Origin of the sequence: Acaryochloris sp. IP29b_bin.148, assembly GCF_028285565.1 — a bacterium.
In the GTDB taxonomy this organism is placed as follows: Bacteria; Cyanobacteriota; Cyanobacteriia; order Thermosynechococcales; family Thermosynechococcaceae; genus Acaryochloris.
In genome coordinates this window covers 1-21,532 of record NZ_JANQOY010000151.1, presented here as the reverse complement: position 1 = coordinate 21,532, position 21,532 = coordinate 1, and the positions used below count along the sequence as shown (strand labels likewise).

The window sequence follows — 21,532 nt, the reverse complement described above, 5'->3', positions numbered from 1 at the left end:
GGGCGGCTACCACATGGTCCACATTACGGGTGCAACAAAACTGCTAGGGGTCATGGGTTATCCCATCGAACATTCCCTCTCTCCAGTGATGCATAACGCCGCCTTACATGCGTTGGCAGCCCAAACGAATACGCTGGAATACGTCTATATTCCTTGGTCCGTCCCCCTAGATGCCCTGCCTGCCGTGGTGTCTAGCTTAGGGGCTCTGGGATGCTGTGGGTTTAACGTCACCATTCCACATAAGCAGACTATTATGCCCCTGTTAGCAAGCACCACTGTGATCGCAAAGGCAGTGGGAGCTGTCAACACCGTTTGGCCCACGGATGCTGGCTGGGCAGGCACGAATACGGATGTTCAAGGATTTCTCGCCCCTTTACAGAACCTCGATCTCGATTGGTCAACGCTGACGCCCTGTATTTTGGGATGTGGCGGGGCAGCGAGAGCAGTCCTAGCGGGGTGTGCTCAACTGGGATGTCCTCAAGTTCATCTGGTCGGTCGGCAAGCCGACAAATTACAGCAGATACAAGCCACCTCAACCTTATCTCTGGATATTCAGGTTCATCTCTGGCCAGAATTGGCCTCTATCTTGCCCCAAGCATCTCTGCTGGTCAACACCACCCCCATTGGCATGGCCCCCCATCCGCCTACTTCTCCTCTATCAGCGGTTGAAATGGACCAGCTACCCCTGGAAGCGATCGTCTATGACTTAATCTATAATCCCAATCCCACGTTGCTGCTGGAACAGGCTAAGGCCAGTGGACGTAGGGCCATTACTGGGGTAGAAATGTTGGTCCAACAGGGTGCTGCTGCCCTTTCCCTCTGGATCGACCAACCGGCACCGGTAGATGTGATGAGACAAGCCTTGCTAGCCTATTTTAGGTAAAGCTTTGTCCCAATAAAATGGGATCGTGAACTGTAATTTTTTTCTTGTGAATCGAGATCTTCTCTTGATCCCGCAGGTCGCCTAACAGTCGAGTCACCGTAACGCGGGTGGAGCCGATGGCTTCTGCGATCGCTTGATGAGATAGCTTGAGATCGACCGTAATTCCACTCCCATCAGGGATGCCAAAATCACGACAGAGAATCAACAGAAAGCTAATCAAACGAGACTCCATATCGCGATGGGCTAAGGTCTCAATCATCATTTCCGTTTGGATAATCCGAGACGACAATCCCCGCAACAGCACCATCGGTAAATCTGGATCACTCTGTAGGGCTTTTTCCACCTGCTCGATGGGGACAGACAGTAACTCCACCGAGGTAAAGGCCACGGCATGATAAAAGCGATCTGATTTCTGCTTTGTTAATAGCGACAGTACACCAAACACGCTGTTCTCGCGCAGCAGAGCAACCGTAATTTCTTCGCCTGCTTCATAGACTCTAGATAATTTCACCGCCCCTTTAACCAAGAAATAGACGCGCTCTGCCGGGTCACCGGGGAAAAAGATCGTTTTACCCCGGTCAAAGGTTTCGGTTACGGGTGGAAACAACCCGCTGCCCATCTGCCGGAAGACGGCAGCAAGGGGATTTTCCGGTGCTAATCGATTAATTTGTGGCGAGCTCATTAACATGACCGTACCCTAGACTGACAAGAAGGAAGGAAAAGAAAAGCGGAACAATCAAACACTACATTTTTATAGAAGAAGAACGCTGAGCAGAGGTTAACGCTTCAATCTAGAGGTTGTTATCAGCGTTAAATTTATAAAAAACAGTAGTTTACATAAATTAAGCGGACTCAGCCGATTGTTTATGTATCAAAATATACATCTGCAAAAAAGCAAGTGATTCTTCAGACTCATCCACAACCCGATCCGTTTTGCCCTCAACTCGTTCTAAGCTAGATCTAGAGTCAAGGATCAGGCTTTTTTGATTACGGACCTTCCCCTGGCTTATCCTATTCTATCCAACTCACATTCATGCTTGATTTAACTGGAAAAAACGCCCTCGTGACTGGAATTGCTAATAATCGTTCCATTGCTTGGGGAATCGCCCAACAACTCCACTCTGCAGGAGCTAATCTGGGCATTACTTATCTACCCGATGAAAAAGGTCGTCACGAGTCGAAGGTGCAAAAGCTGGTTGAACCGCTGGCACCTAGCTTATTCTTACCCTGTAACGTCCAAGACCAAGCTCAAGTGGATGCCACATTCGATACCATTCAGCAACAGTGGGGACGTCTAGATATTCTGATCCACTGCCTAGCCTTTGCCAATAAGGAAGATCTGGGGGGTGATTTTAGCGCGGTTAAGCAGGACAACTTCAATCTGGCCTTAGATGTCAGTGCCTACTCTTTGGTACAAATGAGTGCGGCAGCCAAACCCTTAATGACCGAGGGCGGCAGTATTGTGACGCTCACTTACCTGGGTGGGGCGAGGGTAGTTCCCAACTACAATGTTATGGGCATTGCCAAGGCAGCGCTAGAAATGAATGTTCGCTATTTGGCCGCAGAAATGGGGTCGCAAAACATTCGGGTTAATGGTATTTCGGCGGGACCCATCCGCACACTGGCATCCTCTGCGGTTGGCGGAATTCTAGATATGATCCACCATGTGGAAGAAATTGCACCGCTCAAACGTACTGTTACGCAGACGGAAGTGGGAAACACGGCCGCGTTTCTGTGTAGTGACTTATCGACAGGCATTACTGGCCAAATCTTGTATGTCGATTCAGGGTATTCCATTATGGGCATGTAGCGCCCCGTCCTGTGCTATCCTCCCTGACTGGGTGACAGCACAGGTTGTCTTGCCCGCATTCTCCTCCAGCGCTCTATGAAGAAGTATCGATCCTATCCGCTAGATCGTATTGCCATCACAGTTATGCTTGTGCTTACGGTTTTAATCGGCGGCATCATCGTGGGGGGTGACCATACCGTTCCCTTTGTTCGAGACTTTAGCTGGCAAAAGAAAAGCGTGGGGATTGAAGATACGGCATTTATTCTGTCCTTCAATCGAACTATGGATTGGCCGAGTGTTGAGCAACATCTTCAACTCACCCCTGAACTACCGGGCAAACTGAGCTGGTCAGGCCGACGGCTGGCCTATACCTTGACGGAACCTATTCCCTATGGAACTGAGTTTCAGGTGCAGTTAGACCAGGTAGAAGAAGCCCGTCGTGGTGTTCAGAGTCAGCCCAAGGTGATGCAACCTTTTACGGGTTCGTTTCGCAGCCGCGATCTCGCCTATATCTATCTAGGTGTGAATGGCGAGGAATCGGGACGCCTAATACTGAAGAACCTTACCCAAGATAAAAAAACTGTCCTGACTCCCCCTGAGCTGGTGGTGATGGAATTCCAGTCGTATCCCTATGGCGATCGCATTTTATTCACTGCGACTGAACGGGCGAGCGCCGACAATTTTAACCCTCAACTCTACACCGTTACCACTGGGCTACAGGCCAGTCCTCCTGGTCTGGATAATGGCCCGGTTAAAGCGGCAGGTCAGATCGAGGTCCTTTTAGATAACCGACAGTATCAGATCCTTAAATTTAATCTGGCGGCGGATGGTAGTCGGATTGTGCTCCAGCGAGCTCCCAAAGCAGGCGGTGGATTAGGTGAGGTTTCTCTTTGGCAGCTTCTGGAAGGCGGATCCCTGCAAAAGCTTGAGAATGTTCAGGGCGGTGATTTTCTGATTGCACCGGATAGCCAGTCTTTGGTGATTGCCCAAGGCCAAGGACTGGCTATTTTGCCTTTAGATGGCAGTGCCAGTGACGAGCCCTTGGACTTCCTACCCAAATTCGGTATGGTTTTGAGCTTTGCCAAGGATGGATCAGCCGCAACCATGCTCAAGTTCAATCCCGACTTTACTCGTTCGTTATTTTTAGTGACGAATCAGGGGCAACAAACGGAGCTGTTGAAGACATCGGGGTCAGTATTAAATACTGCCTTTGGGCCGCAGAAACAGCAACTGTATTGTTTACTCACTGAGGTGAGTACTGGCGAAACCTATATGGAAACCCCCTACTTAGCCGTAGTTGACCTGGCGACCCAAACAGAGACGCGACTGTTAGATCTCCCCAATCAACGCAATGTCAGTATGACGCTAGCCCCCGATGGTTCAGCTTTGATTTTTGATCAAGCGATTGAGGCCGATGCTGACGCTGAAAATGTTGTGCAAACCAATCAGGGCAGCACAGTAACGACCAGCAATCTATGGCTGTTGCCCTTGCAACCGGGTCAAAAATTACAACCGCAATCTATCGGGTCAGGATTAAATCCGTTGTGGCTTCCTTAGCGTTTATCCTTGCGCGTATCAGCCCCCGTGACTCTCAGATAACCGAAGTACATAATCCCAGTGAGCCCCAGTAGCAAGAGGACGAGATACTGAAAGGGAATAAAAGAGAACACCACAATTCGCATGGACTTCAGCATCCAAGCCAGCCCGAGATACCCTGCTGCGATCAAGGCGATGCCCTGAACCATGCAGGCAACTGGAACCTGACTTAAAGGGAGGCGCTGCTTCGTCACCCAAAATGAAATGCCCACGTAGTAACAAGGCGCTAGCATCAGTAGAATATCTGCTTCTTGCATCACCCGAGCCCAGCCACCATTGTTAGTGGCAAACAGCAAATAGCCAACCGCCAAGACCAAACTCAAAAGGGCCATCCCTAAATTAAAGCTCAATACAAAGGGTTCTTCTTTTTGGCCTGGGATAACCACACAGATAGCCAATGCTATCCAAGGGGCAAACAACATCATCCCTAAAAGCAACGGTTTGTATTGAATCAATAGCGAAAACAGGTCTTGAAAGGTCATCATCCTTCCTGTCGTAGTGGTTGGCCTCCAACTTCAGTGTGCCCATACCTTCACAGCAATGATGGGCAACTCGTCCCCAAGATTGGCAGATAAACGTTGTCGGCGGGAAGGGTGACGCTAACGCTTAAATTTCTTTTTCGGTTTTGCCGCTTTCTGGACCCGCCATGAGGTTTCGGTGCCCATCTGGCCCACCTTGGTAAAGACAAAGCCATAGCGTTCAAACTTGGGATACTTGCCCACTGAGCGCCGAGACAGTCCTAAGGTCATTGACAAGTCTGAAGTGGGTAACAACCATTCATGGGCGGCCGCCTTTTCTAACAAATCTAGACGATTGGTCAACGCTTGCACGGGCTCTGGCCGAGCGGCAAACGCCTCTAAAAAAGTAGCAAAGTTGGCATTGGGATTGAGGGGAGTCATACCGTCTTCAGCTGCAACCGCTAAAGCGCTAGCATCGATGCCAGACGGCTGCTCTGTAAAATCATGGATGGTTCCACCGGCCTCAATATGATCCGCTAACGCATCCAGTCGACCGACATCAGCTGGAGTGACAAAAGCCCGCCGCCCCACTTTGGTGGGCTGTAATTCTAATGCTGATAGACGATTGTAGAGGGCTGAGCGCTTAACGTTGTAGCGCTCTTGTAACTGACTGACTGGAATAAGCTCAGCAGAATCTTTAGCCATAATGTCGGGGGGGGACGTTGAGGAACCTTGTTAGCTTAGAATACTCAACTTTGAGAGTCTTGCTAAGGGACCGTTGTTTTCCGTTACATGTCCCCGTCGTTTATTCCGGGACAAAGACCTCAGCTAAGAACGGGGCTAATTCCTTATTGAGGCGGCCTGCTCGCACAAATTCCGCATAGGTATCCGCTTCTATGGCCAGTAATTCCTCTTTAAGTTGTTCTGCCGTAAATTCCTTTAACTCGGGATATTTCTTTTGCATCTCGTCCAATTCCGACTCCAGCTTGGCCAGTTGTCCTTCGACTAAGGCCGTTTGATACCGATAAAATTCCGGCTCAATTCCGGGTCGAGCATCTCCTTTCTCCAAATACTCTAGGACGCGAGAGAGGGCTGTCCGACGTGCGATCGCAGCTAAAAAATCCTGCTGTTGCGTTTGATCGCTGATTAAGTCCAATCCTTGCAGCAAAAACTTAGTGGTTAAACCTTGCACCAATAAGGTGAATAACACTACACCAAAGACCGTAGCAATAATCTCTTCTCGTTCACCCAGCACTGCGGGCACACTCAAGGCCAAGGCAATGGACACAGACCCTCTGAGGCCGCCCCACCATAAGACCGTTTGATCTTTAAGGGGAATGTCCGACTTGGCTGTGACATTGGTAAATAGGCCGAGAACATAAATGGAGATAGCCCGAGTCACCAGCATGCCCAAAATCGTGACGACGATGGTGCCTAAGTTATCGCCCAGGATGGCAAACCGAATCTGATCGCCAATCAGCAAAAAGACAATGGAGTTAACGAAGAAGGCCAAGAAATCCCAAAACTCTGTGACAATCAGTCGGGTTCTCGGGTTCATGCCAATTCGAGAGCCGAAGTTACCCAGCACCAAACCCGTGGTGACTACACCAATCACGCCAGACCCGCCCAAATCCTCTGTGAGCAAATAGGTGCCGTAGGCCGATACCAGCGTCAGTGACTGCTCCACCAAAGGTAAATCAAACCGCTGAGTCAGGTAGGAAATACCAAACCCAATTAAAGAACCCACACCAATGCCAATGCCAATCACAGCCAACAGTTGTCCCAACACCTGAGATGGCTCAAAGGTACTGACGCCCAAGGGTAAGCCCACCAAAAAGCTAAAGGCCACCACCGCCATACCGTCGTTGAACAGGCTTTCCCCTTCCATCAAGGTTTTAAGGCGTTTGCCTGCCCCGAGTTCTCGAAAGAGGGCAATCACGGAAACGGGATCGGTGGCGGATAAGCTGGCTCCGATTAACAGAGCGGTGGTCAGGGAAATTCCGGCAAATTTATTGAGGCCAAAGGCTACCCCCCCCACGGTGATCACCACTCCAAAAATGGCATAGAGACAGATGGGGAAAAGATCTTTTTTCAGGTCCGACCACTTTAGATTCCAGGCGGCCTCAAACAGCAACGGTGGCAAGAAGATGGCCAGAATCAGTTCTGGCGATAAATCCACTAAGCGGACATCAACAAAGGCTAAGCACAAGCCCACGATCACCAGCAGCAGGGTATAGGGAATTTGCCGAAACCAGCTAAATACCTGGGGCAGCGTGGCGACGCTTAAAGAGACGGACAATACTAGCAAAAATTGCTTGAGATTATTTGCGATCGCATCTTCTGCTTCCATCGCCATCTCAGCCACCATCGGATTGCTCAACAGCATTCAGTACTATTCCCTATCAATAGTTTGTATTCACTCACGAGACCAAACGGCCATTCGCCCCTTATAGGCTACCCTGTTCAGGCCAAAATCTTGACGCCAGCTTCGGGCAGCCTAACCATAAAGGTGCTGCCGGGTGCAGCCCCAGCCCAGGGATCTAGCTGATCAATCCGAGGACTAAAGGCTTGAAGATCGCCCTGCATTTGTGCCATTAGCGTTTTGGCAATGGCTAACCCTAGCCCAGTTCCAGGAATATCGGTTTGTGCCTGGATACCACGATATTCCCGCTCAAACACTCGGGTTAAATCTGCCTGGGGAATCCCTGGCCCACTATCGCTAATTAACAAGAGTTGGGCAGGTTGATGTTCCTTAGACAATTGGCGACAAACCTCTATCTGGACCTCGCCTCCAGCAGGGGTATATTTCAAGGCGTTATCCAATAAATTGCTACAGACCTCCCGCAGAGCCATCGCATCTGCCTGGATGGGAGGCAAATCCTTGGGAATTCTGATGGATAGCTGCAATTTCTTTTGCTCTACTCGTCCCACTGCCGATTGCATCAGGGGTTTGAGAATATCCGTGAGCTGACAAGGTTGCAGATGTAACGCCTCTTCCCCCAACGGTAGTGAGGGGGGGAGTGCAGGCGGAGGGGATTGAGGTGTAGAAACCCAAGCATCTGCATCTAAGGGCTCGATAGCCGCTTCCCCTAGATCAATGGCTCCGTCAAATTGGCGCAGCATCTCTTCTAAGCGATCGCTCTGTTCTACAATGCTGGCCGCAATTTTGCGGTTATTGTCCTCTTCGTCAAACCGCTTATGCAAGAGTTTGCCTAAGGTCTTTAAGGCCGTGAGTGGATTCCGAAACTGGTGGAGCAGATTGGAGAGGGTTTGCTGCTGTTCAGACTGCAACGCTCGCTGTTGATACTGGGCATTCGCCAACCATTGCGATCGCTGATCCAAAATACAGGCAATGGCTAAGGTCTCGGCGATCTGTTGTAACTGGGATTGCTCCACCTCACTCCAGGAACGCTGTTCGCGAGCAACCACCAATAACCCCAACACCATCTCCTCATGAATCAATGGAATCACTAAGCGTTGCGCTTGGGTCACCGAGAGTGCAGTGGTCAGCCCCTGTTCTCCCATCTCTAGCTGTGGCAAAGGCTCGGTCTGGCCAGCCGTCAGCGAGGGCATGGTGTCAACAGCCCCATCAGAGGCCGCAGAACTAGCAGGCAATCGGAGTATGGCGGGTTGTAAATCTTGAGCGGGATCTTCTGGATAAATAACAATGGGAATCAGTTCGCCTTGCTGTCGTGCAGGCAGATCCTTGGATAAGTAAACGGCCCCCATGGATGCCTCAAAACTTTGCATCAGGAGTGCCACTTGCGTTTGACAGAGGCTAGTGAATTCGAGGCTAGCAGGCAGCAACATAAAACGGGGACAACCAAGGCTGAATAGGGTTCTTCACCCTTACCCACTCTAAAGGATTTCTCCAGCCATGATCGGCATTCCTGATTCAGAGCCTGTGGCAGCGTTGGCTCCTCTCTCATTAACAGAAACACCTAAAACAGCAGAACTCGCATCCTCTGGCTTTTCAGTTTCCCAATTTGCCCACTGCTAATGGCAAGACTACTCCCTCTTCAATCTGTCAACCTTTGTATCGACGTTTGATGGCTGGGCAAGGGGAAATAACGGCTCATGAAATGGCATTCATCAATAAATGCGAATATCGTTAAAATTCCTTTGCTGGGAGGTTTTGACGGTACTAGGCTGGTGTCATTAATTAGGTTAGGAAAATAAATATTAGTGAAAGCTTGCGTATTTTTCACAGAACATCCTGATGTTAGAGTTAGCTTAACTCTGATTAGAATCGCTTCCCAATCCTTAAGCTAATACAGTTACTGATGAATGCTCAAGATGGCTTCTGAATGTTGTTTTATTCGTCTCCGCTTGCTACTGTTCAGAACTTTCTTTGGATTATGGGGACTCTATCTTTTGCCACTCAGGGCCGGTGCGCAGGCTCCGCAAGCGCCGAATGATTTCAACCAGGCTCCGCAGGCACCGACTGATTTTAACCGTATTGAACCTGAGACGCTACCTGAATCTCCGCCATCGGTGCCGCAGCAATTGCCACCCGCGGATAATCTGTTAAATGCACCACCGCAACCTGTCCCCCAGCCGGACTCACCGGATAATCCTGACGTGATCGAAGTCAAGGGATATCGTGTGGAAGGCAGTACGGTGTTTAAGCAGGCGGAACTCGATAAAATCACCCAACCCTTTACGGGCGAAGCCGTCCCCTTCTCACAATTGTTGGAAGCCCGTTCAGCCATTACTCAGCACTACATTGATGAAGGGTACATCACCTCAGGGGCCTATCTGCCAGCAGAGCAAGTGATCGAAGACGGTATCGTTACGTTACAAGTCGTCGAAGGCAAACTGGAAGCCATTGAAATTTCAGGTAATAAACATCTGAAATCTAGCTATGTGCGGAAGCGATTACAACGGGGCTCGGGTCCGCCTCTAAATGTCAATGAGTTGCTGGAAGCGATGCGGCTGCTTCAGATCGATCCATTGATTGGTAATCTCTCGGCTGAACTGACGGCAGGCTCAGAATCCGGTCTTAGTGTTTTACAAGTTGAGGTGGAAGAAGCGTCCACCTTTGATGTGCAGTTGGTCCTCGATAATCAGCGCTCCGGCAGTATTGGTAGTTTCCAACGACAGATTGTTGTGAGTGAAGCGAACCTCTTTGGCTTTGGGGATGCGGCCCGCTTGGGCTATGCCAATACCGATGGCAGCAATGAGGTAGATTTTAGCTACACTTTCCCGGTCAATGCTCGTAATGGCACCCTGGGGGCGAGCTTTAGCCAAGTGTGGAGCCGAGTGATAGAAGAACCCTTCGATCAGCTCGATATCGAAGGTACCTCTCGTGATATGAGTCTGACCTTCCGTCAACCTGTGATTCAGACCCCGCAAAAGGAGCTGGCCTTAGGCATCACGCTGGGTCGTCAGGAGAGTGAGACCTTTTTAGGCGGGCGCTTCGGCATCCCTAGAGTCCGTTTTCCCCTCTCTCCTGGGGCGGATGAGGAAGGGCGAACCAAAATCACTCAGTTACGATTGTTTCAAGAGTGGACACAGCGAGGCAATGATTCCGTCTTAGCGTTGCGATCGGAATTTGGCGCAGGTCTCGATTTGTTCTCGACGATTAACCCCACTGGACCCGATGGCCTCTTCTTTCTATGGCGAGGGCAAGCACAATGGGTCAAGCAATTTGCACCGAATAATCTGTTGCTGTTGCGTTCCAGTGCTCAATTTTCTGATCGAGCTTTGGTGCCGTTGCAACAGTACGGTCTCGGTGGACTTAATAGCGTTCGAGGCTATCCGCAAAATAGATTACTGGTTGACAATGGCCTATTTGGTTCAGCCGAGTATCGCCTTCCCATTGTCCGATTGGGTAATAACCAAGAGGGACTCTTACAGCTAGCTCCATTTGTTGATATTGGCCATGGGTGGAGCCATACTCCAGGTTCCGACGCAGAGACTTTAGCTGCCGTGGGTTTAGGGCTACGGTGGCAGTGGTCTGATTTAATGTCAGCTCGGCTGGACTGGGGAATTCCCATTCTGTCGATTGGTCGAGATACGAGTGGGTTCGACGATAGCCAATTATTTTTCTCGATCGTGGTCAGTCCGTTTTAGAACATGCTGCGAATGCCGTTCTCACAAGTACCGATGTAATTTCCATGGGAATAGCGCAAGTCTAGACTTAGGCCGCGTGCGGAGGGGCTTCTGCCGTAAGAGTGTTGGCTTCTAAACGGCCATCTTCCATATGCACAATCCGATCGGCTACATCAAGGATGCGATTGTCGTGGGTGACCAGTAGAATGGTGCAACCCTGCTCTTTGGCCAGAGTTTGCATGAGATTCACCACATCCCGACCGGACTTACTATCAAGTGCTGCCGTGGGTTCGTCCGCGAGGACAATGGCAGGATGACTGACTAATGCTCTTGCGATCGCAACCCGTTGCTTTTGGCCCCCAGACAGATCATCGGGATAGTAGTGAATATGATCGCCCAGCCCCACCTGATTCAGAATCGCCGTTGCTTGCTCCACCATCGCTTGGGGGGATCGAGTGCCTGTTACTTCTAGCCCCATCTTTACGTTTTGCAGGGCCGTTAAACTGCGGTGTAAATTATGGGCCTGAAAAATATAGCCATTGTGGCGACGGGCTTGCACCAGATCCTTTTCTTTTGCCCCTGCTAATTCCTGGCCCAGGATTTTGAGACTGCCCTTTTGAGCCGATCGCAATCCACCGACTAGAGTTAATAAGGTTGTTTTCCCCGACCCGGAGGGACCAGTCATCAAGACAATTTCTCCTGCGGCAATATCTAGGTGGATATCGAATAGCACCTGTTTACGCAGGCGACCCTGACCAAAGAAATGATCGAGATGATGAATCGAGATAACGGGGTCTTTCATAGTTATGGTTCCTGGGGGCTAAAACATATCAGCAGGGTCGGCGGATTGGAGTTTCCGGGTTGCGATCGCACCCGAGAGCGAACACATCACCACCGTTAACAGAAACACCGTGATTGCCCGAGCGGTGGTCATAAATACAGGTAGCGCTGTGGCAGAGCGGGTGAGGCTGTAGAGGCCAACGGGCAGGATTGCCCCTGGGATAAATCCAAACAAGGCTAGAATAATCGCTTCTTCAAACACCACACCCAGTAGGTAGCGGTTCTGGTAGCCCATCGCCTTAAAGGTGGCATATTCTCGGATATGGGCATTAACGTCTGTGGACAATACTTGATAGACGATCACAACACCCACCACAAAGGCCATCGCTGTCCCTAGTCCAAAAATAAATCCTACGGGACTACGAACCTGCCAGTAAGCCGTTTCAAATTCAATAAACTGCTCTAGGGTGAGTACCCGCACATCTTCAGGGAGATGATCATCAAGAGCGGCAACCACTTGGTCAAGGTTGGCATTCTCCTCCAATTGAATCAGCCCCAAATTAATGCTGCTCGCTTGCCGTCGGGGAAATTGCAGGAGAAAATTTTGATCGCTAGTGACTAAGGTACCATCGGCCCCAAAGGAAGCCCCCATCTGAAATAGCCCAGAAATAGTGATGGTACGCCGCTGGGCTTCTGTTTGCACAAGTTGCCCTCGATCAATTTGGGCAAAGGTTTCGGCATAATCTCCCCGAGCACCGCGATCAAACAAAAATGCATCGGGTTGCTTCACCTGCGCGAGTTGCTGGTTGAGTCCCGGTAAGGTTAATGCGGGGCGGTCAGGGTTAAAGCCTAAAACTTGAACCACCGTTTCTCGCTTGGTTTGGGGGTTTTTCCAGTTGAGGGTGCTCACATACAGGGGGTCGGCGGATTGGACGCCGGGAATATCCTGAGCTTGATAGAGTCGTCGTCGGGTAAAGGTAGACAGGGCCTGTAAATTCCGGGCCTGGGGACTGAGCAGCACAATGTCCGCATTCAGGGAACGATGCAGTTGAGTATTGCTAACAAACAGGGAGTCTTGAAACCCCATTTGCATAAACATCAAAACGTCGGCAAAGGCAATCCCTGCGAGGGCAACGAATAATCGCCCTTTTTCGTGGCTAAGCTGCAACCACCCCAGGGGAGTGCGGTGGGTTAGCGATTTTAAAGCCTTCATAATTGCACCGCCACGTTGACTTGCAAATTGGTAAATTGAGCAGCCTGTTGGCTGGAGGCGTCATCCAGCTTGACGTAAACCTCCACGACCCGGCCATCGATATTTTCGCTGGGGTCTGTATTGATGATCGTTTGGCGACGGACTTTGGTGCTAATCCGGTCCACTTTGCCCATCAAGGTTTTGGGCAAGGCATCACTCCTAACTTGGGCGGACTGACCCGTTTTAATTTTATGAACGTCACTCTGATAGACCTCGGCCACGGCATACATTTGTTGAGTCTTACCCAGTTCTAGGATGCCGTCTGTCCCCACTACTTCGCCCGGATGGGTATAGATATCTAACACCCTCCCCGATTGGGGGGCTTTGATATAGGCTTGCTCCAATCTGGTCTGGGCTTGTTTGACGCTGGCACGAGCTTGGCTAATATTGGCCTGGGCCACTTGCACATCCACAGGCCGCACTTCCGCAATTTGATTGAGTTTGGCTTGAGCTGAGACTAATTCTGGGGATTGGACGGCTTGCAAACGGTTGGCCACTGCTTGGGCTTCTTGCAGACTGCGTTGAGCGGTTTGTAATACCAGTTGTTTTTGATCACGCTCCGAGGCGGAAATCGCCCCTTGCTGGTAGAGGGATTGGTAGCGGTCAAATTCAGCCTGAGCATTGTCTACTTCGGCTCGTTGACGGGCAATCGCAGCCGATTGGGTAGTGCGTTCACCTTGTCTCTGAGCTTCTAAACGGGCAATTTCAGCCCGCTGGGCTGCGACTTCACCTTGTTTGGCTCCAGCTTGAATTCGGGCTAACTCTGCTTTTGCTACCTGCACCTGCTCTTGGGCGGTCAGCAAATCGGCTTGAAGGCGATCGCGACTATCGAGAATGGCAATCACCTGTCCTGCTGCCACCGTTTCTCCCTCTTTCACCAGTAGTTGAGCAATGCGATTGCCCTCAGTACTGCTAGGGGCTGAGAGTTGAACCAGCTCATCTTCAGGTTCCAACCGCCCCAGAGCCGTAACGGTTTTGATCACTAGGGGCGCAGCAGGAGAATGAGAGGCCTGACTGGAACCGGTGTATTGCCGGAATACCCAAATAGAGGTCCCTGCTAAGGTAAGCGCGGCTGCGATCGCAACCCAGGTTACTCGGGACCCTTTCAATCGGGAGGGTGAGGGCATGCTGTTCGAGACCATGGCTTGTCTCCAGAATACTTAACTAAACTGTTTAGTTTAGATTTGCTATTATTAGACTAAACCGATTAGTTTAGTTTTGTCAAGGGTAGTCCCACTTTGCCCTAGGATAGGGAAAAGCAATCGGTTTTAACTGCTCAAAACTTGGCGTTATGTTGCCCTTAGCCCACGATGGAAACCACCACTCCTACCTCCGAGCGTCAGCTCTCTACTACCAAGCGCAGCGCCATTTTGTCGGGGGCGATGCAGGAGTTTTTGGCCCATGGTTATGCTGCCACCACAATGGATCGAGTGGCGGCTGCCGCGAAGGTGTCTAAAGCCACGGTTTATAGCCACTTTCAAGACAAGGAAGGGCTATTTATGGCCTTGGTGCAGCAATTACAAGAGAAGAAATTTCAGGCGGTGTATGGATCACCCGAAGGGCAACGCTTGCAGGGACCCCCTAGGCAAGTGCTGCATCATCTCGCTAGCACCATGCTGGAAAACATTATCGAAGATAAGCCCTTTCAGGCCTTTATGCGGCTAATTATTGGGGAATCTGGTCGATTTCCAGAATTAGCACGAGCCTTTAGCCACCATACACCCCGATGTTTTCTCTCACTTCTAAAAGAGTATCTCAGCACTCAATCGGGTCTCAAACTCAAGGATCCAGAAGCAATTGCTCGAATCTTTATTGGCAGCCTCGTTCATTATGTGATTTTTCAAGAGCTGCTTTATGCCAAAGAAGTGGTGCCCTTTGAGCGAGAACGTATGATTACTGGGTTGGTCGATCTGATTGTGAATGAATCGGTATAACTGATTCTGCTGGTGGCGCCCATAACTCATATCAAGAAACCTAGTCCCTCCCCCCAAAACTGAGACCGGGAGATTCTGGCTTCCTTGAGCATATTGTTTTAAATCCAAACCTACTAAGTATGCGTATGAGGAGTACGTGAATCGATTTCAGAGTGTGTCTGTAAAAACGTGTTATGGGTCCAGATTATGAGAATTTGAATCTCATTGCCCTAGGGAACTAATTTTCAGGTTTGCGTCTATAGGACTGGCTGGATAACGCCGTCTTAATTTCCTTCTCTTCTGTATTGTGTGCTTGTTGGATTCAGAGGCTAACGATGTCCCATCCGCTCCCCCCCTTGTCTTTGACTGATACTCAGTCGCCAACACCATCCCCCCAGAATGCTTCAGCCATCGTCGTGGTGGATGCTGCGGTTCAAAATTACCAATCTTTTCTGGCCAGCTCCTTGATGAATCTTCAGGTTTACAGGCTCAACGCTCAGGAAGATGGCATCGCTCAACTCCAAGCCCTGTTGTCTCGCTATCAGCATCTTTCGAGTATTCATCTCATTTGTCAGGGGGCTCCTGGCCAAATGCAATTGGGAACCACACGAGTATGCGAGGCTAATTTGTGGGCCTATGCAGACGATTTTCGCAAATGGCGAGGCTGGTTGACCGATAACGCCAAAATTTCGATCTATGGATGCGATTTAGCCGCTAACAGGGTCGGGAAAGCATTTGTTTCTTGGCTCGGGTTACTGACAGGGGCCTGTGTGCGAGCGCAATCTGCGCTGTTAACTTGACGGTTTAATAGGCGTCCACAACTGATCCATCACTCCCATAACGATATTTCAAGCCCACCCTCGCAGCCGATAAGTCGCCAGCCCAATCCATTCCTTAAGGGCCATAGTGGTGTCATCCAACGCTTTCACATCGGGCAGCAACCGTAAAATAAACCCCAACACACCATCATTTTCATTGACATCTGTTACCTGAAAATCAGTCGGTGCAGCAATGACAGATAATCCTAATTTCTCAAAAATTGCCATTGACCGAGGCATATGACGAGCCGAGGTGACCAGCAATAAAGGTCCGGCAATCTTGTTCTTTTCCAGTACCTGCTGAACATTAATGGCATTCTCATAGGTATTGAGAGAGTCAGGCTCCAACAGAATTGCAGACTGGGGTACCCCCATGGTTTGGATCAATTCAGCCATATCCGCTGCTTCAGATTTCCCGCCACCTTGCCAAAAAATGCGTCCACCCGCCAAAATCACGGTCGGAGCTTTCCCGTCTCGATAGAGCTTGGCAGCATATACAACCCGATCGCCTTCTTCCGATAACTCTATCCACGGACGAGGCGGATGAGCCGATCGCGTGCAGCCCCCGAGAACGACAATGGCCTCTGCAGATGAATTCTGGGTTAAGGGGGGATACTGATGCTCTAGAGAGTAAAGCAAGCCATCTCCAACCCAAGCATTGGCACCAAAGAAAAGCACTCCTAGCGCCAGGCCCACACAAACTGCGGCGGCTTTTGGGCGTTTCCAGAATAGTGCGATCGCAACCATCAACAGCACCATGCTCAACCCCACCGGATAGATCAATAGAGGGAGCAACTTAGATAAAAATAGAAACATAAACGTCGAACTCAATCTCCAGCGTTTCATCCCCATCCCCTGCGGGCTATGGGAGTAGACCCAGTATCCTGCTGGCCTCTCCCAGTATTACGCGTTTAGGTTGTAACGTTGATGAATATTCTGTCCGCGTTGTTTAAATAGGGCTTATGGGGTTGGACTGGCCTTCTCTGGACCAGGAACAACATTAGTTGATTTGCCTGGGAAAAAGCGACGATAGTAAACACCTGGATCAAACACCGTTGAGTCTGGCTTCTGAGCCTGCTCTGGGGACCGAGCATCCTCTGCCTTCTTTGTACTCTGACTTGAAGCGGTAGAGGGACTAGAGACCTTGGGTTGACTCGAAGATGCAGTGGGAGCAGTCGTTGCTTTAGAACTAGAGGTCTTGGGCTGACTGGGTGAATCCTGGGGAGCAGTCGTTGCTTTGGAACTCAATGACTTTGAAGGAGTAGTCGGTTTGGGTACAGATTTGATAGGGGTCTGCGGTTTCTGCGGCTGTTGTCTCTGTACACGCGGGGAAGATAAATCAGAAGGCTTAGATACAGCCTTCATAGACTCAGATTTTTTCGGCGTTGTCGGTGCAGTTGGTGTAGTTGGTGTAGACGGTTTCGCCTGTACTGCTGTTTTGGCTGGAGTAGCACTCGGTTTTTTCGATTCAGGAGCCTGAAGAGATTGGGGTGTTTGCTGCCCAAGCTGATTGCGCTGCTGTTGCCATCGATCTCGTAAGGATGAAAATATAGACTCTGTGGGTTTTGGTTTAAGTGGCTGAGTCGCGGCAGAGGGTTGAGTTGGGGTTGACTGAGCCTTCACAGGTTCCTTAGTTGCAGGTTTTGCAGCGGATGGTTTCTGGGTTGAGCGTTGAGCAGTGGGTTGCTTGGCAGCAGGCGTTAAAGACGGCTTGGCTGGAGAAATATTATTTTTGCTAGGAGGTACTGTGACAGCACCTTTAGTATCAGGCGCTTTCTGAGGAGCAGGTTTCACTGGAGTGGGTTTGGTCTTTTCTGCAGGAGACATCAGCTGTTTCTGTTGCTGCCATCTCCCTCGCAAAGACGAAAAGACTGAATCGGTTTGCTTGGGTTGAGCAGGCTGAGTCGCGGCTGGTTTAGGCTCCACGGGCTTCGCTGGTGCAGGCTCCTTAACTGTCGATTTTGTAGAAGATGGTTTCTGAACTGAACTTGGAGAAGCGGGCTTCTTGGTAGTTGGAGTTGAAGACGACTTAGCAGAAGACGATTTACTGGGGCTGGGAGGCGTGGTCACAGTCCCGGTTGTACCAGTTATTTTTTGAGGAGCAGGTTTCACTGGAGCGGGTTTGGTCTTTTCCGTAGGAGACATCAGCTGCTTCTGTTGCTGCCATCTTCCTCGCAAAGACGAAAAGACTGAATCGGTTTGCTTGGGCTGAGCAGGCTGAGTCGCGGCTGGTTTAGGCTCCACGGGCTTCACTGGTGCAGGCTCCTTAACTGTCGATTTTGTAGAAGCGGGCTTCTGGACTGAACTTGGAGAAGCGGGCTTCTTGGTAGTTGGAGTTGAAGACGACTTACCAGAAGACGACTGACTCGGGCTAGGAGGCGTAGTCACAGTTCCTGTTTTACCAGTTGCTTTTAGAGGCGCAGGTTTCACTGGTGTAGGGTTAGCCTTTTCTCCAGGAGACATCAGCTGCTTCTGTTGTTGCCATCTCCCCCGCAAAGACGAAAAGACTGAATCGGTTTGCTTGGACTGAGCAGACTGAGGCCCTGCTGGTTTGGGCTCCACGGGCTTCGCTGGTGCAGACTCCTTGGCGGTCGATTTTGTACTAGATGGTTTCTGGACTGAACTTTGAGGAGCGGGCTTATTGGCAGCTGGAGTTGAAGACGACTTAGTAGAAGATGACTTACTTGGACTGGGAGGCGTAGTCACAGTTCCTGTTGGCCCCGTTTTCTTCTGTGGAACAGGTTTCACTGGAGCAGGTTTAGCCTTTTCTGCAGGAGACATCAACGACTTCTGTTGCTGCCATCGGTCTCGCAGAGCAGATAAAGCAGAAGGCTGGGACTTCTCCTTAGACTCCACAGAGGGTTTAGGAGACTCCTTCTGAGTCTGATTATCAACCTTGGAGGTTGTCGCAGAGCCACTCGTCTTGGGTGTGGCTGTTTGAGCAGGGGCTGTAGGTTTCTCAGGTTTTACGGTTGGTTTGCTTGAGTTGGGAAGTGTTGTAGCCTTGGGTGATGGTGCTGATGGGCTCGGTTTTGGCGCAGGTGCTGCCTTCTTTTGCCGCTGTTGTAGCCGATCTCGAAACGCGGAAAATACGGAAGAATTGTCATCTTTACCTTGTTGTACAGGCGCTGCGGGTTTTTGCTGAGATTTCTCGGGACTAACAGCCGTTTTAGCACTTGGCTCAGCCCCCTTAGAAGGAACAACAGGCGGTTTGGCACTTGGGGACGGGGAAGCGGGTGGCTTCGGTTGAGCGGTTTGGGACTTCGCAGGTGATGGCTTTGATGGCGTAGATGGCTTCGATGGCGGAATAGTTGTGATCTTTGGTTTAGCCGGAGGAGTCTCTACTGTATTGGTTGAGCGAGGGCTAGGCGTCGGCTGCACTTTCGTCGGGGATGGAGTGGCTCGCTGACTCGACGGCTTATTAAGATTGGGAGCTGGCTTTGGCTCTATCTTTTTAGTCGCAGGTGCTGGTTTTTTAGGCGCAGGTGCTGGTGGCTCTACTGTCTTAGTCGCAGGGCTAGGAGTTGCTGGAGCTGGCTTGGGTTCTACTGGCTTAGCGGGTGCTTTCCCGTCTGCAGTCGATGGTGAGGGTTTAGCAGGTTCAGGCCGCACCTGTTGCCAAAACTTGGTCAAGCTTGTTTTCAGCGAAGAATCTTCATCCTTCTGAGTAGATTTAGGTTGCTCAGAAGGTTTTGAATTTGCTGAAGACTTCTCTTTAACAGGTGCCGGCGCTTTCACGGCTGGCGTTGAGGGAGCCGGAGTCGCCTCTGGCTTGGATACTGTGGGCTTAGGGGTTGCTTTAGAAGAGGCGTCTCCCTTCGGAGGTGCCGATTTCCCTGAGGGCTTTGGTGCCGTTTTCTCAAGACCTGAAGATTGATCAGTAGGCTTTAGCGGAGACTGCTTTAGCTCAGAGGGGGATGCAGCTTTCTCTTTTTGTGGAGAGGTGGGTGGTTTTTTCTCGGCCTTGGCAGCAGGTGGCTGCGCTGGGGCTGCAGATTTACCAGACTCTGCTCCTTTCGCTGGTGTCTCCTTTTTAGCCGGTGTGCGATCAGGCGACGGGGCCGGAGAGACAACTTTTTCTTTGGCCTGGTCAGCAGTTGGCTTTTTCTCCTTCTGGGTAGGGGATGTGGGCTTCAGGTTTTGATCGGGCTGCTTCGTCGGCTCCGGTGATTTTGTCTCAGCAGGTTTAGTGGGAGCAATAGGCTTTGCTGGAGTAGGTTTGGGTGCCGGTGCTGGCGCAGAGACCTTAGACTTGGGAGTCGCTGCCGGCTGCTTAAGTACGGGCGCTGGCACAGGCTTAGGTGTTTCAGCTTTGGGTGGTGCGGGTTCAGCAGGAGCAGGGCTAGGAGGTGCGGGTTTAACTGGGGGTTGAGGCCGCTTGTAGTTGGGATTAACAATCCCGCCTGCATCCAGCACGGACAAATCCCCTCTTATTAACTGAGAGAGCGTATCGTTACGGTTCTCTTGCAGCTCCACCACGCGAATAGTGTCGTTATAGACATTGTCTATCGTTCGACCCCGCTGATCCGTTAATTGCATCTGTACCCAGTTCTTGCCAGGTTTTAAACCTTGAACATAGAAGGGCTGCCATTCATCAATACGGAACTTAGAGCCATTGACTGAAATCTGAGCTTGCCAATTGGCTGAGTTGGGCTCCGTTGTTGGCAAGTTGCTCAAGACAAAATCGATCAGTACCGTATCTGTCCCAAAAACGCCTTGCGGTTGTCCATAGGTGAGCAATGGCCGATCGGCAGCAGGGTTATTTTCGTCAGTTTTGGTAAATACATGAAAGGTGGTTTGAGCAAAGGCACGGGTATTTTTGAAGCTCTCGGCCCAAGGACGAACCGCCACCGCCCGGATAGTATGCGTACCCGGTGCTAAGTCTTTAAAGACTAATGGTTGACTGAGGTCATAAACCTCTTGGGCGGGCTGATTATCGAGCAGAACACTGAGGTGGGGGCCCAAGCCTAGCTTTGCATCTTTAAAAATAGGTAAATCTTTAACGTCGAACCGGACTGAAACCGAGTCATCTTTAAGGAGCTGATCAACTGCAGGACTGAGGATTTTAACCTGAGGCTGATATCGATCCATTTGCGATCGCAATTTTTGAATGGCTTCAGGGGGAGAGACTTCAACAATATCGGTGACTGGTGAGAATTGGCGGGGTGCCGAAAGGGCGGGGGAAGCCATAGATAAACTGATCCCCACGATGAAGCATATAAGCGTGAAACTACTCAGCCACCCGACTCTTGTCTGCCGACATCGCATACCAAATACCTAGAAATACTTATTTATTAGTGATTGTGAAAATCTTGCTCTAGGGGAACTATACCGGAAAAGCCTGGCACTAATGGATGAAATATGAAGCTTTACCTCTGTCAGCAAATTATGAGAATTTGTAAACAAAAATATAAGAATTTCTTATGTTTTATATGCGTCAATCCTGAAGGATAGATATCCTCTGGGTCCATGTATCGACTTATTTCAATGACGCATTTTGGCTCGCTAGAAATCCAGTGAAATATTTGTAAATAGAGGAATTGAGGATTTATGGGACGATTTGCTCATCTCATCTCATTCCTGATTTGATCGCCAAAGAAGGGGATGGAGTAAACTTTTATGACACATTTTGAATATTTATAACTATATAAGTTTTTTTACTCATTCTTGATCGGGTGATCCCTGCCCATATCGAGCACCTTAATTATTGTTAATTACCGGAAAAAGTCCTGTCAGGCTTCTATAATTCACTATTGAGAACTCCATTCCAGATGGCTTTCCACTGCTACTACAGCACTCTGTCATTTAAAGAGATTTGTCTGTTGCTAGCGAAATGTAAACCTAAGGTGGCGGTTTTATTAAAAAGCTTTGAAGTCCTTACGCTTTAAGCGATTTTGCTGATTTATATGTATTTTCTGCATAGCATCAGCGCCATTCTCTTAGGAATGACACTGCTATCTGGTGAGGATGCTCATTCCTTGCTTGTCCA

Annotated in this window: 16 protein-coding genes; 6 read left to right on the top strand and 10 right to left on the bottom strand. The window is 50.1% G+C overall.

Annotated elements, in window-relative coordinates; translation table 11 throughout:
• Positions 1–13: 13 nt before the first annotated feature.
• Positions 14–883 (top strand): shikimate dehydrogenase, encoded by an 870-nt coding sequence (locus Q0986_RS14355; protein ID WP_299411466.1) that lies wholly within the window; start codon positions 14–16, stop codon positions 881–883.
• On the opposite strand, the gene ntcA is transcribed toward Q0986_RS14355, so the two are convergent.
• Positions 876–1,565 carry a global nitrogen regulator NtcA gene (ntcA, locus tag Q0986_RS14350; protein WP_299411464.1) on the bottom strand — a complete coding sequence of 230 codons (690 nt, stop codon included), beginning with the start codon at positions 1,563–1,565 and terminating at the stop codon, positions 876–878. The genes Q0986_RS14355 and ntcA overlap by 8 nt on opposite strands.
• Before the next feature lie 351 nt (positions 1,566–1,916).
• Here ntcA and fabI point away from each other — a divergent pair, with 351 nt between their 5' ends.
• On the top strand, positions 1,917–2,693 hold the full coding sequence (fabI, locus tag Q0986_RS14345; RefSeq protein WP_299411462.1) for an enoyl-ACP reductase FabI: 777 nt from the start codon (positions 1,917–1,919) through the stop codon (positions 2,691–2,693).
• Between the two features lie 75 nt (positions 2,694–2,768).
• Entirely contained in the window at positions 2,769–4,229 is a 1,461-nt protein-coding gene (locus tag Q0986_RS14340; RefSeq protein WP_299411460.1) for a hypothetical protein, read from the top strand.
• On the opposite strand, the gene Q0986_RS14335 is transcribed toward Q0986_RS14340, so the two are convergent.
• The 4 genes from Q0986_RS14335 to Q0986_RS14320 form a co-directional block, all read right to left on the bottom strand.
• Positions 4,226–4,753 carry a hypothetical protein gene (locus tag Q0986_RS14335; RefSeq protein ID WP_299411458.1) on the bottom strand — a complete coding sequence of 176 codons (528 nt, stop codon included), beginning with the start codon at positions 4,751–4,753 and terminating at the stop codon, positions 4,226–4,228. The two genes, Q0986_RS14340 and Q0986_RS14335, sit on opposite strands and share 4 nt — an antisense overlap.
• Positions 4,754–4,867: 114 nt before the next feature.
• Positions 4,868–5,431 carry a hypothetical protein gene (locus tag Q0986_RS14330; RefSeq protein WP_299411455.1) on the bottom strand — a complete coding sequence of 188 codons (564 nt, stop codon included), beginning with the start codon at positions 5,429–5,431 and terminating at the stop codon, positions 4,868–4,870.
• 100 nt (positions 5,432–5,531) lie between these two features.
• The gene (locus Q0986_RS14325) at positions 5,532–7,082 is read right to left on the bottom strand and encodes a Na+/H+ antiporter (protein WP_366918593.1); all 1,551 of its coding nucleotides are present in this window, start codon (positions 7,080–7,082) and stop codon (positions 5,532–5,534) included.
• 107 nt (positions 7,083–7,189) lie between these two features.
• The gene (locus Q0986_RS14320) at positions 7,190–8,536 is read right to left on the bottom strand and encodes an ATP-binding protein (protein WP_299411449.1); all 1,347 of its coding nucleotides are present in this window, start codon (positions 8,534–8,536) and stop codon (positions 7,190–7,192) included.
• 486 nt (positions 8,537–9,022) lie between these two features.
• Here Q0986_RS14320 and Q0986_RS14315 point away from each other — a divergent pair, with 486 nt between their 5' ends.
• Positions 9,023–10,801, top strand: coding sequence for a ShlB/FhaC/HecB family hemolysin secretion/activation protein (locus Q0986_RS14315; protein WP_299411447.1), 1,779 nt, complete (start codon positions 9,023–9,025; stop codon positions 10,799–10,801).
• Positions 10,802–10,868: 67 nt separating this feature from the next.
• Here the strand turns inward: Q0986_RS14315 and Q0986_RS14310 are convergent, their stop codons facing one another.
• From Q0986_RS14310 to Q0986_RS14300, 3 genes are read right to left on the bottom strand one after another with little or no spacing between them, the layout of a single operon-like run.
• On the bottom strand, positions 10,869–11,582 hold the full coding sequence (locus tag Q0986_RS14310; RefSeq protein ID WP_299411444.1) for a DevA family ABC transporter ATP-binding protein: 714 nt from the start codon (positions 11,580–11,582) through the stop codon (positions 10,869–10,871).
• An 18-nt stretch (positions 11,583–11,600) separates the two neighbouring features.
• Positions 11,601–12,773 carry an ABC transporter permease DevC gene (gene devC / locus Q0986_RS14305; protein ID WP_299411442.1) on the bottom strand — a complete coding sequence of 391 codons (1,173 nt, stop codon included), beginning with the start codon at positions 12,771–12,773 and terminating at the stop codon, positions 11,601–11,603.
• Complete coding sequence (locus Q0986_RS14300; RefSeq protein ID WP_299411440.1) at positions 12,770–13,954, bottom strand: ABC exporter membrane fusion protein; 1,185 nt, start codon at positions 13,952–13,954, stop codon at positions 12,770–12,772. The genes devC and Q0986_RS14300 overlap by 4 nt, the downstream gene beginning before the upstream one ends.
• Positions 13,955–14,122: 168 nt before the next feature.
• On the opposite strand from Q0986_RS14300, the gene Q0986_RS14295 reads away from it, so the two are divergent.
• Together Q0986_RS14295 and Q0986_RS14290 are read left to right on the top strand one after the other, a co-directional pair.
• The gene (locus Q0986_RS14295; protein WP_299411438.1) at positions 14,123–14,746 is read left to right on the top strand and encodes a TetR/AcrR family transcriptional regulator; all 624 of its coding nucleotides are present in this window, start codon (positions 14,123–14,125) and stop codon (positions 14,744–14,746) included.
• A 314-nt stretch (positions 14,747–15,060) separates the two neighbouring features.
• On the top strand, positions 15,061–15,525 hold the full coding sequence (locus tag Q0986_RS14290) for a DUF4347 domain-containing protein (protein ID WP_299411435.1): 465 nt from the start codon (positions 15,061–15,063) through the stop codon (positions 15,523–15,525).
• A gap of 48 nt (positions 15,526–15,573) precedes the next feature.
• Here Q0986_RS14290 and Q0986_RS14285 read toward each other — a convergent pair whose 3' ends face one another.
• The gene (locus Q0986_RS14285; RefSeq protein ID WP_366918592.1) at positions 15,574–16,359 is read right to left on the bottom strand and encodes a YdcF family protein; all 786 of its coding nucleotides are present in this window, start codon (positions 16,357–16,359) and stop codon (positions 15,574–15,576) included.
• A gap of 144 nt (positions 16,360–16,503) precedes the next feature.
• The gene (locus tag Q0986_RS14280) at positions 16,504–20,733 is read right to left on the bottom strand and encodes a hypothetical protein (RefSeq protein WP_299411430.1); all 4,230 of its coding nucleotides are present in this window, start codon (positions 20,731–20,733) and stop codon (positions 16,504–16,506) included.
• Positions 20,734–21,532 lie beyond the last annotated feature (799 nt).